Source organism: Streptomyces sp. NBC_00090 (genome assembly GCF_045160815.1).
In the GTDB taxonomy this organism is placed as follows: domain Bacteria; phylum Actinomycetota; class Actinomycetes; order Streptomycetales; family Streptomycetaceae; genus Streptomyces.
Window position 1 is genome coordinate 3041092 of the sequence record NZ_CP108224.1, and the last position, 13632, is coordinate 3054723.

Annotated in this window: 13 protein-coding genes and 1 pseudogene; 3 read left to right on the top strand and 11 right to left on the bottom strand. The window is 72.0% G+C overall.

What is annotated here, in order from left to right; translation table 11 throughout:
* Positions 1 to 4: 4 nt before the first annotated feature.
* The 3 genes from OG361_RS13355 to leuA form a co-directional block, all read right to left on the bottom strand.
* Positions 5 to 697 (bottom strand): TerB family tellurite resistance protein, encoded by a 693-nt coding sequence (locus tag OG361_RS13355; RefSeq protein WP_405853530.1) that lies wholly within the window; start codon positions 695 to 697, stop codon positions 5 to 7.
* 237 nt (positions 698 to 934) lie between these two features.
* Positions 935 to 1420 carry a collagen-binding domain-containing protein gene (locus tag OG361_RS13360; RefSeq protein WP_405853531.1) on the bottom strand — a complete coding sequence of 162 codons (486 nt, stop codon included), beginning with the start codon at positions 1418 to 1420 and terminating at the stop codon, positions 935 to 937.
* Positions 1421 to 1461: 41 nt separating this feature from the next.
* Complete coding sequence (gene leuA / locus OG361_RS13365) at positions 1462 to 3225, bottom strand: 2-isopropylmalate synthase (RefSeq protein ID WP_405853532.1); 1764 nt, start codon at positions 3223 to 3225, stop codon at positions 1462 to 1464.
* 330 nt (positions 3226 to 3555) lie between these two features.
* Here leuA and OG361_RS13370 point away from each other — a divergent pair, with 330 nt between their 5' ends.
* The gene (locus OG361_RS13370; RefSeq protein ID WP_405853533.1) at positions 3556 to 4608 is read left to right on the top strand and encodes a M4 family metallopeptidase; all 1053 of its coding nucleotides are present in this window, start codon (positions 3556 to 3558) and stop codon (positions 4606 to 4608) included.
* Between the two features lie 21 nt (positions 4609 to 4629).
* Positions 4630 to 4881, top strand: coding sequence for a protealysin inhibitor emfourin (locus tag OG361_RS13375; RefSeq protein WP_384558774.1), 252 nt, complete (start codon positions 4630 to 4632; stop codon positions 4879 to 4881).
* Here OG361_RS13375 and OG361_RS13380 read toward each other — a convergent pair.
* From OG361_RS13380 to OG361_RS13415, 8 genes and pseudogenes are all read right to left on the bottom strand, one after another.
* Positions 4865 to 5551 carry a hypothetical protein gene (locus OG361_RS13380; protein ID WP_405853534.1) on the bottom strand — a complete coding sequence of 229 codons (687 nt, stop codon included), beginning with the start codon at positions 5549 to 5551 and terminating at the stop codon, positions 4865 to 4867. The two genes, OG361_RS13375 and OG361_RS13380, sit on opposite strands and share 17 nt — an antisense overlap.
* A 154-nt stretch (positions 5552 to 5705) precedes the next feature.
* Positions 5706 to 6305: pseudogene (locus OG361_RS13385) on the bottom strand (TerD family protein); the annotation flags it as partial.
* Positions 6306 to 6377: 72 nt separating this feature from the next.
* On the bottom strand, positions 6378 to 7328 hold the full coding sequence (gene era / locus OG361_RS13390; protein WP_374115426.1) for a GTPase Era: 951 nt from the start codon (positions 7326 to 7328) through the stop codon (positions 6378 to 6380).
* 51 nt (positions 7329 to 7379) lie between these two features.
* Complete coding sequence (locus OG361_RS13395; RefSeq protein ID WP_405853535.1) at positions 7380 to 8330, bottom strand: WxL protein peptidoglycan domain-containing protein; 951 nt, start codon at positions 8328 to 8330, stop codon at positions 7380 to 7382.
* Between the two features lie 62 nt (positions 8331 to 8392).
* A complete protein-coding gene (locus OG361_RS13400) occupies positions 8393 to 9727 on the bottom strand; it encodes a beta-xylosidase (RefSeq protein WP_405853536.1) in 1335 nt (444 codons plus the stop codon).
* A 216-nt stretch (positions 9728 to 9943) separates the two neighbouring features.
* Positions 9944 to 10423, bottom strand: a complete 480-nt coding sequence (locus OG361_RS13405) for a hypothetical protein (protein WP_384558763.1) — start codon at positions 10421 to 10423, stop codon at positions 9944 to 9946.
* Between the two features lie 312 nt (positions 10424 to 10735).
* The gene (locus OG361_RS13410; protein WP_405853537.1) at positions 10736 to 11098 is read right to left on the bottom strand and encodes a cytidine deaminase; all 363 of its coding nucleotides are present in this window, start codon (positions 11096 to 11098) and stop codon (positions 10736 to 10738) included.
* Positions 11099 to 11229: 131 nt separating this feature from the next.
* A complete protein-coding gene (locus OG361_RS13415; protein ID WP_405862229.1) occupies positions 11230 to 12090 on the bottom strand; it encodes a helix-turn-helix transcriptional regulator in 861 nt (286 codons plus the stop codon).
* A 128-nt stretch (positions 12091 to 12218) separates the two neighbouring features.
* Here OG361_RS13415 and OG361_RS13420 point away from each other — a divergent pair, with 128 nt between their 5' ends.
* A complete protein-coding gene (locus OG361_RS13420) occupies positions 12219 to 13625 on the top strand; it encodes an MFS transporter (RefSeq protein ID WP_405853538.1) in 1407 nt (468 codons plus the stop codon).
* Positions 13626 to 13632: the final 7 nt, after the last annotated feature.

Genomic DNA, 13632 nt, shown 5'->3' on the forward strand with positions numbered 1-13632 from the left:
CGCCCTACGCCACGGCCCTGGCCGAGGCGAGGAGGCGGATGGTGTCGTCGGGAGCGAGCGCGAGCGCGTTCCCCACGGTCCCGAGGACCTCCATCTCGGTGGGGCTGTACACGCCGTCGGCGAGGGCGATCTGGGCGGCCTGGAGCAGGATCGACTCCCGCCCGGCGGGCGCCAGGTGCGGGGTGAGCGGCTCCAGGGCCTCGTGGAGCTCGATCGCGAGGAGCGTGCCCTCGGGGTTCACCTCGGGCATGAAACGCCCGGTGTCGGCCTCCAGGGCTTCCACGAGGTCGACCAGCTGGACGGCCGTGCACTCGGCGAAGCCGGCGGACCTGACCGCGCTCACGGCCCGGTCGAGGACCGCGCGGGAGTCGGTGCCGCCGGCGGCGAGGACGGCCAGGGCGACGGTGTGCACGCCGTCCCGCAGCATCGCCGAGAAGCGGCTGGTCGTCGGGTGGTCGAGCACCTCCGTACCGAAGTGCGTGTGACAGGCCGCGCACTCGACGACGGGGCCCGTACAGCCCCGGGGCAGGACGGGGACGCCCAGGACGGCGAACCTGCGGCGGCCGGTGCGCCGCCGGTAGTTCCGGTCGCCGCCGCACTCCTCGCAGAAGAACTCGCCGTCTCCGACCGTGTTCCAGGAGGTGCGGATTCCGCAGACGCCCACTTTCCCACCACGTGAATTCCGGGCAGACCGCACACGCACCTCCTTAACGGCCCGGCTGCACTGCCGGCGTTGGCGTGATGTTAGCCACATCCTTGATGTGGCGTCAGCACCCCGTCAGCAGATCGCCTTGGAGATGGCCGAGACACGTCACCCTCCGGGAAACCTCAGGAGGTGCGGTGAAGACGCTTTGCGAAGGCCAGGAAGCCTCCGCCGACGAGGACGGCGGCCGCGATCGTGCCGGGACCGATGGCCGAACCGGTCGTCGCGAGATCACCCTCCGGGGTGGCGGACGACGCCGGGGTCGAGGCCGGGGCGGTGGTGGCCTCTCCGGGGGTCGCCGGGGTCTCGGAGGCCGTGGGGGTGCCGGCCGGCGTCGACGGGGACGCGGAGCCCTCGGGCGTCTCTGAGGCGCCGGGGGTCGTGGGCGTCCCGCCGCCCTCGGTCGGGGTCGGCTCGGGGGTGGCCGGCGGGGTGGGGACGGTGGTCTCGGTCGGCGTCGGGGGCTCCGGGGTGACGACCGGGCTTGTGGCCGATCGAGAAGCCCGAGGGCTGCTTCGGGTCGCCGAAGGTGGCGTCGCCGCCGACCGCGACCGCGCCCTCGGAGTCGGAGTGGCGGACGGAGTCCTTCTCGACGAACTCGGCGTAGAGGCCGGCCGTGCCGAGGGGCTGCGTCGCGCACGACGTGGCGGGGGTGGCGGACGCGGCGGGTGCCCGCCTGAAACGGTGACGCAGCTCACAAACAGAGCTGCCCCGCACCCTCCGGGAGGAAGGGTGCGGGGCAGCGGTCGTGAGGCGCGTCAGCGGGCCGAGCGGTTGACCGCCGAGATGACGGCCTTCAGCGAGGCGCGGGTCGTGTTGGCGTCGATGCCGATGCCCCACAGGACCTGACCGTCGATGGCGCACTCGATGTACGAGGCGGCCTGCGCGGAGGCGCCCTCGCTCATCGTGTGCTCCTGGTAGTCCAGCAGGCGGGCGTCCACGCCGATCGACTGCAGCGCGGCGAAGAAGGCCGAGATCGGACCGTTGCCGGAGCCGGACAGCACGGTCTCGGCGCCGTCCACGACCGCCTCGACGGTCAGCGTGTCCGTGCCGTCGGTGTCGGAGGTGGACTGACCGGAGCGCAGCTGGATGCGGCCCCAGGCGTTGTCCGGGTTGGGCAGGTACTCGTCCTGGAAGACGGACCAGATCGCGGCCGGCGTGACCTCGCCGCCCTCGGTGTCGGTCTTCTGCTGGATGATCTTCGAGAACTCGATCTGCATCCGGCGGGGCAGGTCCAGCTTGTGGTCGTTCTTCAGGACGTACGCGATGCCGCCCTTGCCGGACTGCGAGTTGACCCGGATGACGGCCTCGTAGGAGCGGCCGACGTCCTTCGGGTCGATCGGCAGGTACGGCACGGCCCACTCGATGTCGTCGACGGTGACGCCCTTGGCGGCCGCGTCGGCCTCCATCGCGTCGAAGCCCTTCTTGATGGCGTCCTGGTGGGAGCCGGAGAAGGCGGTGTAGACCAGGTCGCCCGCGTAGGGGTGGCGCGGGTGGACCTCCATCTGGTTGCAGTACTCGCTCGTCCGCCGGATCTCGTCGATCTGGGAGAAGTCGATCTGCGGGTCGACGCCCTGGCTGAACAGGTTCATGCCCAGGGTGACCAGGTCGACGTTGCCGGTGCGCTCGCCCTGACCGAACAGGCAGCCCTCGATGCGGTCGGCGCCGGCCATGATCGCCAGCTCGGCCGCCGCCACCGCCGTACCGCGGTCGTTGTGCGGGTGGACCGACAGGCAGACGTGCTCGCGGCGGGTCAGGTTCCGGGACATCCACTCGAAGCGGTCCGCGTGCGTGGACGGCGTCGAGCGCTCCACGGTGGCGGGCAGGTTCAGGATGATCTCGCGGCCCGGGCCGGGCTGCCAGACGTCACAGACCGCCTCGCAGACCTCCAGGGCGAAGTCCAGCTCGGTGTCGGTGAAGATCTCGGGGCTGTACTGGTAGCCGAAGACCGTGCGCTCGTCGAGCAGCTTCTCCGCGTACTCCATCACCAGCCGCGTGCCGTCCACGGCGATCTGCTTGATCTGCTCCTTCGAGCCGCGGAAGACCACGCGGCGGAAGGTGGGGGCGGTGGCGTTGTACAGGTGGACGGTGGCGCGCTTGGCGCCGACCAGGGACTCCACGGTCCGCTCGATCAGGTCCTCGCGGGCCTGGGTCAGTACGGAGATGGTGACGTCGTCCGGGATCGCGCCCTCTTCGATGATGGAGCGCACGAACGCGAAGTCGGTCTCGCCGGAGGACGGGAAGCCGACCTCGATCTCCTTGTAGCCCATGCGGACCAGCAGGTCGAACATCTCGCGCTTGCGGGCCGGGGACATCGGGTCGATCAGGGCCTGGTTGCCGTCGCGCAGGTCGGTCGACAGCCAGCGGGGCGCCTTGGTGACGCGCTGCTCGGGCCAGGTGCGGTCCGGGATCTGCACGGCCTCGTAGCGGCCGTACTTGTGGATCGGCATCCCGGACGGCTTCTGCAGCTGCGTCGCGTTGGTGACGGGCGTGGGGCGGCCGACGAAGGGGGACTGGCTCATTGCGTTGGGCTCCTCGGGACTGCGGGAGTGGGGGTCCCCCCTGCTCGAGCGAAGCCGAGAGCTTGGGGGAGGCCGACTGTCGAACGCAACACCAGGTCCCGCGGGGAGGGGGTCGGCCTACGACTACAGGCCCTCGCCGCGGCAGCTAAGGAGAAGCAGCCCGAAACGCATGATGTGCCGCAGCCTAGCCGAGGGACGTCGGAGACGGACGTCCTGTTTCAGTATGCGGGACGGGTCGCACGTCAAGGCTGATCAGTGACGCATCACTCCATTTCGCCAATCTTCGTCGCAACTCGTGACAGTGGCATCACGCAGTGCCACATTGCAGGGATGACTCCCCACACGCCCGTCTTCTGCTCGATCGTCCCGCCGCACCTCCTGGAGCACCTGGCGCGCTCCTCGAACCCGGCCGTCGCCGCCGCCGCCCGCCGCACCCTCATCGCGGACGCCTCGGCCCGCACGACCCGTGTGCTGCCGCTGCCCGGCAGCGCGCCCACGCTCGCCCCCGCCGACGCCGGCCGGCCGCACCGCACCGTGTACGACTGCGAGCGCGGGACCGAGCTGCCGGGCGTGCGGGTCCGCGCCGAGGGCGAGGAGGCCACCGGCGACGCGACCGTCAACCGCGCGTACGCGGGCCTCGGCGCCACCTTCGACCTCTTCCTGAACGCCTTCGGGCGGGACTCGATCGACGGCGCCGGGCTGCCGCTGCTCGCCTCCGTCCACTACGACGAGAACTACGGCAACGCCTTCTGGAACGGCGAGCAGATGGTGTTCGGCGACGGCGACGACGAGATCTTCCTCGACTTCACACTGCCCGTGGACGTCATCGGTCACGAGCTCGCCCACGGCTTCACCCAGCACACGGCGAACCTGGAGTACTTCAGCCAGTCCGGCGCCCTCAACGAGTCCGTCTCCGACGTCTTCGGCTCCCTCGTGAAGCAGTACGCCCTCGGGCAGAACGCGCAGGACGCCGACTGGCTGATCGGCGAGGGGCTCTTCCACCCGAACGTGGAGGGCACGGCCCTGCGCTCCATGAAGGCCCCGGGCACCGCGTACGACGACGACGTCCTCGGCAAGGACCCGCAGCCCGGCCACATGGACGACTACGTCCGCACGAGCCGGGACAACGGCGGGGTGCACATCAACTCGGGCATCCCCAACCACGCCTTCTACCTGGCGGCGACCGAGCTGGGCGGCAACGCCTGGGAGCGGCCCGGACAGATCTGGTACGACGTGATGACCGGCGGGACGCTCACCCCCGAGACCCGCTTCTCCGAGTTCGCGGCGGCCACGGTGGCGGCGGCCAAGGCCCGGTACGGCGACGGGGAGGAGATCCAGGCCGTTCTGAAGGCCTGGGCGGCGGTGGGCGTGCCGACCGACTGATCCGGCTGGTAGACAGGGCCCATGCGGATTCGAGTGCGGCGCACGGGCGGTTTCGCGGGCATCGAGCGGTCGGCGGAGGTGGAGGTCTCGGACCCCGAGTGGGAGTCCCTGGCCGCCTCGGTCCTCGCGGAGGGCGACGGTGACGTCCGGGGCGTGCCGGACGGCTTCTCGTACGAGATCACCGTCGACGGCCGCACGGTCCGCTGCCGCGACCCCCGCCTCACGGACGCGCAGAGGACCCTCATCACGAGGGTCCTCAAGGAAGGCGCGTAGGGGGCCGGACCTCCAGGGTCCAGTCCCCTTCGGAGGCCCCCACCGTCACCAGCACGGGGCCCGCCGGCAGCGCCACCCAGTACTTCGGGAGCCTGCTCGCCTCGTTGACGAGCAGGTACCCGTCCCAGTCGCCGCGGGCGCACGGTGCGAAGCTCTCCACGTCGAAGAGGGCGTGCTCGTCCTCCGAGCGCAGCTGGGCGGACAGCTCGCTGGAGGGCCCCGTGTGAAGCAGCACGTCCCGGCCCCGTCCCTTCGCGCCGAGGCCGAGTTCCTCGACCGCGCTCACCGGCCGGACCGCGACCTTCCACCTGCGGTTCACGGCGTGGACGCGCAGGCGCAGCGGGCTCCGGCCGTCGTACCGCATCAGCGTCCGGCCGTTGAAGTCCTCCAGGTTCGTGTTGGCGATCAGGCGGCCCTGGGTGCCCGCTTCGTCGATGGCGTGCACCGAGAAGTAGCCGCCGCCGCACCGCTCGGTGTCGACCAGGAGGAAGCCGGGCGGTATGGGCACGTCGACGGTGATGTCGAGTTCGCCGCTGCCCTCCCGGACGAACTCCGGAAAGTCCTCGCCGAAGAGCGCGGCAGCAGGCGATGGCGCCCCGCCCGCCGGGACGGGAGCCTGCGCCTTGACCAGGCCGGGGCTCTGCGCCTTGGACAGGCCGGGGCTCTGCACCTTGGCCAGGCCGGGCGTCTCGGGCGGCCGGGGCGGGAAGCTGCGCCGGGGCGGGTGCCTCGGCCGCCGGGATCTTGGCGACGCCCTCGATGAGAAGGGGCTCGGGCCCTGGCCGCTCTGCCGGGTCCCCGCCCGTGATGCCGAAGTCCTCGGCGAGGCCGACGAGCCCGGAATCGTACCCCTGCCCCACCGCGCGGAACTTCCACGCGCCGTCGCGCCGGTAGAACTCGCCGAGGACGAACGCCGTCTCCGTCGTCGCGTCCTCGACCTCGTACAGCGCCAGCGGCTCCCCCGTACCGGCGCTGATCGTCCGTACGAGCAGCCCGGGCACCTGCCCGAACGTCCCCTCGTCGCTGAAGGCGGTGATCGCGATGCGCTGGACGTCGGGCTCGACGCGCGCGGTGTCGATCTCCAGCCAGTCGGCGACGCGCCGCTCCTCGTCCCGCACCTGTTCGACGAGCCGCACGGCCCCGGAGGCGTGCGCGGGCCGGTTGTGGAAGACGAGGTCGCCGTCGCCCCTGACCCGGCCCGCCGCGTCCAGGAGCAGCGCGGAGGCGTCGACCTCCGGGACCCCGTCACCGGCGGCTCGCCGGACGACCGCGACCCGCCACACCTGCCCGGGAACCGGCAGGTTTCCCCCCTTGATGATCTGCGTCACCGCGTCATGCTGGCACGCGGCCGGGGGAAGTCGACGGGTTCGGAAACCGAGCTTGCGCAGCTGCTTGGGACACCTCTTCCGATGCCGCACTCGCACCGCTCGGCCCTGGGGGGCCTCACGGGCTTCGCACGGCTGCGCCGGCCTCCGGCCGGACGGTGGGGGGTTGCTCTAGAAGCCCAGCTTCCGCAGCTGCTTCGGGTCCCGCTGCCAGTCCTTCGCGACCTTCACGTGCAGGTCGAGGAAGACCGGGGTGCCGAGGAGCGCCTCGATGTGCTTGCGGGACTTCATGCCGACCTCCTTCAGGCGGCTGCCCTTGGGGCCGATGATGATGCCCTTCTGGCTGGGGCGCTCGATGTACACGTTGGCGTGGATGTCGAGCAGCGGCCGGTCCGCGGGGCGGTTCTCGCGCGGGATCATCTCCTCGACGACCACCGCGATCGAGTGCGGCAGCTCGTCCCGTACGCCTTCGAGCGCGGCCTCGCGGATCAGCTCCGCGACCATGACCTGCTCCGGCTCGTCCGTGAGGTCGCCCTCCGGGTAGAGCGGCGGGGACTCCGGGAGCAGCGGGATGAGCAGATCCGCGACGAGCTGGACCTGCTTGTTGCCGACGGCCGAGACCGGGACGATCTGCGCCCACTCGAAGCCCAGCTCCTTGCCGAGCTGGTCGACGGCGATGAGCTGCTCGGCGAGCGTCTTGGAGTCGACCAGGTCGGTCTTGGTGATGATCGCGACCTTGGGGGTCTTCTTGATCCCGGCGAGTTCCTTGGCGATGAACTTGTCACCGGGGCCGAGCTTCTGGTCGGCGGGCAGGCAGAAGCCGATCACGTCGACCTCGGCCCAGGTGGTGCGCACGACGTCGTTGAGCCGCTCGCCGAGGAGGGTGCGCGGCTTGTGGAGGCCGGGGGTGTCCACCAGGATCAGCTGCGCTTCCGGGCGGTGCACGATGCCCCGGACGGTGTGCCGGGTGGTCTGCGGCCGGTTCGAGGTGATGGCCACCTTCTGACCGACCAGAGCGTTCGTGAGGGTGGACTTGCCCGCGTTGGGGCGGCCGACGAAGCAGGCGAAGCCGGCCCGGTGGACGGCTTCGGTTTCTTGGTTGCGAGCGCTCATGGGGGCCATTGTCCCCGATGCGCGCCCGCCTCACGTACTCAGTACGGCCTCGGTGCGGCCTCAGGCCTCGCCCGGGGCCCTGCGGCGGCGCGTCCGGAGGCCGAAGAAGCCGGTCAGACCGGCGAGGAGGAGGACCCCGGCGGCGAGCCAGGGCAGGGCGAGGAAGGAGACCGCGCCGGTCTCCCGCACGTCCTTCGCGGTCGCGGTGAGGGTCACGTCACCCCAGTCGAACTGCGGGGAGCCGCTCCACCGCTCGGTGAGCCGGATCTTCTGGCGGGGCAGCAGCTCGGACGGGACTCCTCCCAGGTCGCGGTCGAGGAGGGTCCGGCCGAAGAGGCCCTCGGCCCTGAGGACGACCTTGGGGTTGAGGGTGACGTTGCCCCGGTTGTGCAGGGTGTACGAGACGACGGCGCTGCTCCCGCCGACGCCGGGGACGAGCGGCCGGTCCTGTTCGAGGGTGACGTCCTCCACGGCGAGGGCGGGGACGGTCGGCCCGTTGACCCGGAGGTAGACGCGGGCGCCGACCGCGCGCTGGACGCCCACGGCGACGGAGCCCTGCCCGCTCGGGCTGATGCGCTCGTCGAGGGCGACGAGGGCTCCGGGGTGGTCGCCGGGGTCGGCGTCGGCGGGGACGGTGAGGGTGTACGGGACGGTGACGGCGGAGCGCGGCGGGACGGTGACGCGGGTCCGCTCGGGCTTGATCCAGGCGCCGGCCCCGGTCTGCTTCTCCTGCCGCGTCCGGACGGCGAAGCCGCCGTCCCGGTCGGTGTTGTAGGCGTCGGCGCCGTAGAGCCGGAAGGTCAGCGGCGCGGCCGTCTTGTTGGTGACGGTGACGCGGTCGGTGAGCGAGGTGCCGGGGTCGACGGAGAGGTAGAAGTACGGGCGGCTGCCGGACTTGGCGGCGGCCGGGTAGACGGCCCACTCGCCGTTCTCGGCGGCGGAGGCCTGCTGCGGGGCGCCGAGGAGCACGAGAAGCAGGCTCAGGAGGAGTACGTACGGCTTGCTGCGCACGGTTCGCGGAAACCCCCGGGTGCGGAGCGGGCCGGCGGGGTGCGCGCCGGCCCGCCGGGTGGTCAGGACAGGGTCAGCGTCAGCACGCCCGCGTACGAGCCGGGCGCGGTGAACGCCGGGACGTCGAGGGAGAGCTGGGCGTCGACGGTGAACTCGCCGCCCGTGAGGGTGCCGTTCGGGGTGGAGGCGAGGGTCGCGCCGCCGCTGCCGACGGGACCGGCGGAGCCGGCCGCGCAGGTGCTGGGGCTGCCGGCCTTGGCGGTGCAGGCCGGGGTCCAGCTGAGGTTCCCGGCGCCGATCGCGCCGCCGGGGCCGGTGAAGTCGGTGACCTTGCCGGTCAGGGACCAGCCCGCGGGGCCGCCGCGGAAGTCCTTGACCGTCACCGTCTTCAGGGCGCCGGTGGCCGCGCCGCCCTGGCCGAAGTCGACGGAGGACAGTTCGACCGCGTCCCCCGCCTGGCTCATGGACAGCTCGCCCGCCGTGACGGCCGCGGTGATCGTCTGGCTGTTCGGCGGGGCCGGGACGACGACCTTGTACGCGGCGGGTCCGGCACCCTTGTCGGGGTCCCAGGCCGCGCCCTCGTACGCCACGATCCCGGTGGTCGCCACGTCGTTGACCTTGAGGCGCGCGGCGAAGCCGCCCTCGCTGTCGGTGGTGACGGTCATCCGGTCGGCGGTCTCCGCCGCTCCGGCGCGGCCGACGACGGTGACCTCGGTGAGCGGGGTGAACTTGGCGCCGGTGACGGTCACCCGGACGCCGGGGTCACCGGAGGCGCTGTCGAGCTGGAGCGCCCTGGTGTTGGGGTTGGTCTGGGGGCTCGCGACGACCGTCTCGGAGATCGGGGCGGGCGGGTTGAGCACCGTACAGGGGGTGTCCAGCTCCATGAGGTAGCTGGTGTGGATGTTGTAGTCGCCGGGCGAGAGGGTGATCGATCCGGCTTCGGTGACCGTGAAGGTGCCGGTCATGGAGAAGGCCGGGAAGGAGCCCTTGCCCGGGACGGGCGGGTTCTTCTTGGGACCGTTGACCGTGATCTGGCCGGTCTGGGCACCGCCGATGACGACCTTGCCGCTCGGGGTCATGATGTCGGCCGGGAGCGCGAGGTCGACGGGGTTGGACGCGGCGGGCTTGGTGATCGTGTAGGTGACGGTCACGGTCTCGCCCACCTTGGGGGTGGGCTTGTCGACCGTGATGTCGGCGGTGGTGGTGCCCGTGATGGGCGGGATGCCGGCGATCGGCGGTGGGACGCAGCGGGTCTGGAATTCCACCGGGGTGGAGACGGCGATCGCGTGGGCCGGAGCGGCGATGGCGCCGCCTGCGGCGACCGCGAGGGCGGTGGCGCCGAGGACGGCGGTCCAACGCCGTCTTCGGGCCGCCGCCCGGGATCGGGTGAGTGCCATGTGTGGGCCCCCTCCTGAGGGATGAGAGGGCGCCATTGACGGCTGCGGGCCGAGAGAAGTCAATGGAATCGAAAACCATCGACTGATGACCCATCAGATTCTGTCAAGATCAGCGAGTTCTCCGGGTTTCCGCAGGTCAGAACCGCGAGGACGGGCCCCGAACACGCCGGAGACCGGTGCCGCCATCGGCGACACCGGTCAGGGGTGGAGCAGGGCTCAGCTGAAGACGAACGGGCCGGGCGACTGGGACGTCAGCGCGTCGCAGTTCACCGTGATCCCGAAGATCACCATCTTGAGGGCGACACCCGCGAAGTACGAGTTGAGGCTGTCGCCCGAGGCCACGGTCCCGCTGAGGGGGCCGATCACCACGGACTGGCCGGCACCGAGCGCCGGGTTCTTCTTGCCGGCGAACACCCGGGTCCCGCCGCCCGCCTTGGCCAGCGTCAGCGTCGCGTTGATCTGGTCGGCGCCGACCGCGATCGGCGTCGTGATGGCAGAGGTGAGGGTGATCGTCGCGGCGGTGCCGCTCTGGGTCGCGGCCAGGGTGGCGGTGCCGCCGCCCCAGCTGCCGCAGTCGTACGTCGCCGTGGCGGACCCCGGCGCGACGGCGCCGGCCGTCGGGGCGAAGGCGAGTCCGGCGGCGGCGAGCGCTCCGGTGAGTACCGCGACCGTCCCTAAGGTGCTTCTGCTTCTCATGGCGAGTTCGAACCCCTTCCGATGACGAACGCAGGGGTGCGGACACTGCGTGAATGACGAATATCTGACGGTCCGTCGGGCGAACCGATGCTCATTGAGACGCAGACCGCCGGGGAAGGCAAGAGAAGTTGCGGTGATCCTTCACAAACGCGCAAGGGCCCGGCGTCCCGCCGGGCCCTCGATGTCCTGTTGTCGCCGCTCGGCTCGCCCCGCGGCGACGATCCCGCGTCGGCCCGCGGCGACCGTCCCGCGTCAGCCCGCGTCGGCCGTCCCACGTCAGCCCGCCTCGGCCCGCGCGGCGACCGTCCCGCGTCAGCCCGCGGTGACCGCCTCGCGCAGCTGCCCGTCCGGGCCGGCGAGCAGCACCGGCGTCTCCGGGCCGCCGAGGTCCCGCACGGCCGCGCGGTCCGCCGCCGACGCGGCCCCGGCGGTCGACACGACGGCCGCCGCCTCCAGGGACTGGGCGCCGCTGGCCACCGCCATCGCGACCGCGGTCTGCAGCGCGCTCAGCTTGAGCGACTCCAGCTCCACGGTCCCCGCCACGTACGTCCGCCCGGTCTCGTCCCGTACCGCCGCCCCCTCGGGCACGCCGTTGCGCGCCCGGGCGCTGCGCGCCAAGGTGATGATCTTGAGGTCCTCGGCGCCGAGGTCGCCGTGCTCGCTGCTGAGTGTCATGGCCCGAGCATAGGTCGGGGCCCGGGCGCACCCGGACCCCGTCTCATCCCACGGCCGGGCGGGTCTCATCCCACGACCGGACGGGGATCGTCCCGCGACCGGACGGGGCTCGTCCCACGGCCCGCCCGGACTCAGCCCGCGACCGGGTACATCGCCCCTCGGCGGCCCTCCGGGGAGACCAGCCACTCCAGCTTCTCGGCCGTGTCGGCCTCCGGGAGCGGGGTGTGCATCACGATGACCAGGTCCGGGCGGGCCGGGACCCTGAGCTGGGTGGCCTCCACGATCAGCGTGCCGACCAGCGGGTGCTCCAGCTCCTTGCGGTTCTGGCCGCCCGGCAGGATGTCCCGCCGCTCCCACAGCTCGGAGAACTCCGGGCTCCGCTCCTTGAGCTCCTCGATCACCGCCCGGAAGCCCTCGTCGTCGGGGCACTCCGAGCACGCCGAGCGGAACTGCGCCACGACCCTCGGCGCGAGCTCCTCCCAGTGGACCGTCCGCGAGCGGTACAGCGGGTCCGTGAAGAAGGCGACCATGCAGTTCTGGGAGATCTCCGGCCGCATCCCGAGCACGATCGCCGCCGCGTCGTTGTACATGACCGTGTTCCAGTACACGTCCATGATGTGCGCGGGGAACGGCATCCACGTGTCGATCAGCCGCCGCAGCCCCTGGCACATGTCCCGGTCCTCCGGGGCCGCTTCCAGGGCCGGCGGGTTGAGCGCCGCGAGGACGTACAGATGGCGCCGCTCCGCGGGGCTGAGCCGCAGCACCCGCGCCACCGAGTCGAGGACCTGCGGCGAGACCGTGATGTCCCGGCCCTGCTCGAGCCACTGGTACCAGGACACCCCGACTCCCGCGAGGACCGCGACCTCCTCGCGGCGCAGCCCCGGGGTCCGGCGGCGCGCCCCGCCGTCCGGGAGCCCGGCCTCCGCCGGACTCACCCGGGCCCGGCGGCTCATCAGGAACTCGCGCAGTTCGCCGAGGCGGTGCTGCTTCATGGTGGTGCTCTCGAGAGCGGTGGCCACGTCCGCGTCCTCCCCCTGGATGCATGTGGTGCCTGGTGGTACGACCAACAGGATAAGTACCCGCTCCCCAGCCTTGTTCCCGTGGCGCGAGAGTCGTCGGCATGGCAACGACGACGACCTCCCCGGCTCCTCCCTCCCCTCCCGCCGCTCCCCCGTCCGCCCTCACCGGCCGCAACCGGCTCATCCTCTTCGTGCTGTGCGCCGCCCAGTTCATGGTGGCGCTCGACTTCTCCGTCCTGAACGTGGCCCTGCCGGCCCTCGGCGCCGACCTCGGCCTCAGCCAGTCGGCCCTCCAGTGGGCCGTCACCGCCTTCGCGCTGCCCTCCGGCGGCTTCCTGCTGCTCTTCGGGCGGATCGGCGACCTCTACGGACGCAAGAGGCTCTTCCTCGCCGGGCTCGCGCTCTTCGGCGCCGCCTCGCTGCTCGCCACCTTCGCCTGGAACCCGGCCATGTTCCTCACCGGGCGCGCCCTCCAGGGCATCGGCGCCGCCGCGATCGTGCCCACCGGCATGTCGCTCCTGACGACGACCTTCCCCGAGGGCCCGCTGCGCGACCGGGCGCTCGGCATCTCCGGCACCCTGCTCTCGCTGGGCTTCACCATCGGCATGGTGCTCGGCGGAGTCATGACCGACACCCTCGGCTGGCGCTCCACGATGGGCCTGCTCGCCGTCTTCACGCTGGTCGTGCTGCCGCTGGCGCCGGGTCTGCTGCCCGAGTCCCGCACCCCCGAGCGGCCCCGGCTCGACGTGCCGGGCGCGGTGACCGTCACCGGCGGTCTGCTCTCCCTGATCTACGCCCTGTCGACGGCCGCCGAGCACGGTTTCGGCGGTACGGACGTCCGGATCACCCTGGTGGCCGGCCTGCTGCTGCTCGCGGTCTTCGTCCGGGTCGAGTCCCGGCACGCGGCCCCGCTGGTCTCACTGCCGATGCTGCGGCGCCGCACGATCGCCTTCGGCAACCTCGGCGGCCTGATCACCTTCTCGATGATGTCGACGGTCGTCTTCGTGCTGACCCTGTACCTCCAGGAGACGCTGGGGCTCTCGTCCTTCGCCACCGGTCTCGTCTTCGGCGTGCAGGGCCTGTTCGCGATCCTGGCCGGCATGCTCGCGCCGAAGCTGATCGGCCGGCTCGGCGCCCGCGGCGTCCTGGTCGGCTCCCTCGCCGGGCAGGGCCTGCTGACGGCCGCGATCCTCGGCGTGGGGCGGGACTCGGGCGTGCTCCTGGCGACGGTCGCGGCCTCGCTGGCCTGCGTGTTCCACCTCGGCGCGATCATCTCGTACGGACTGATCGTCACCTCCGGTGTCCCGGACGAGGAGCAGGGCCTGGCGACCGGTCTGGTGACGACCACCCAGCAGGTCGGCCTCACGGTCGGGATCCCGCTGCTCGGAGTGCTCGCGACCACGGGCTCGGACCTGTACGGGGGTGTCCGCACGGTCCTCGCCCTGGACGCGGCGATCGTGCTCGGTACGGCGGTGCTCGTCGCCCTCGGCCTGCGGCGACGCTCCTGATCCCGGA

Excerpts from the sequence above, each read along its gene's own strand:
- leuA (WP_405853532.1), bottom strand. The coding sequence starts at position 3,225 with ATGAGCCAGTCCCCCTTCGTCGGCCGCCCCACGCCCGTCACCAACGCG.
- OG361_RS13370 (WP_405853533.1), top strand. The coding sequence starts at position 3,556 with ATGACTCCCCACACGCCCGTCTTCTGCTCGATCGTCCCGCCGCACCTC.
- OG361_RS13375 (WP_384558774.1), top strand. The coding sequence starts at position 4,630 with ATGCGGATTCGAGTGCGGCGCACGGGCGGTTTCGCGGGCATCGAGCGG.
- era (WP_374115426.1), bottom strand. The coding sequence starts at position 7,328 with ATGGCCCCCATGAGCGCTCGCAACCAAGAAACCGAAGCCGTCCACCGG.
- OG361_RS13400 (WP_405853536.1), bottom strand. The coding sequence starts at position 9,727 with ATGGCACTCACCCGATCCCGGGCGGCGGCCCGAAGACGGCGTTGGACC.
- OG361_RS13405 (WP_384558763.1), bottom strand. The coding sequence starts at position 10,423 with ATGAGAAGCAGAAGCACCTTAGGGACGGTCGCGGTACTCACCGGAGCG.
- OG361_RS13410 (WP_405853537.1), bottom strand. The coding sequence starts at position 11,098 with ATGACACTCAGCAGCGAGCACGGCGACCTCGGCGCCGAGGACCTCAAG.
- OG361_RS13415 (WP_405862229.1), bottom strand. The coding sequence starts at position 12,090 with ATGAAGCAGCACCGCCTCGGCGAACTGCGCGAGTTCCTGATGAGCCGC.
- OG361_RS13420 (WP_405853538.1), top strand. The coding sequence starts at position 12,219 with ATGGCAACGACGACGACCTCCCCGGCTCCTCCCTCCCCTCCCGCCGCT.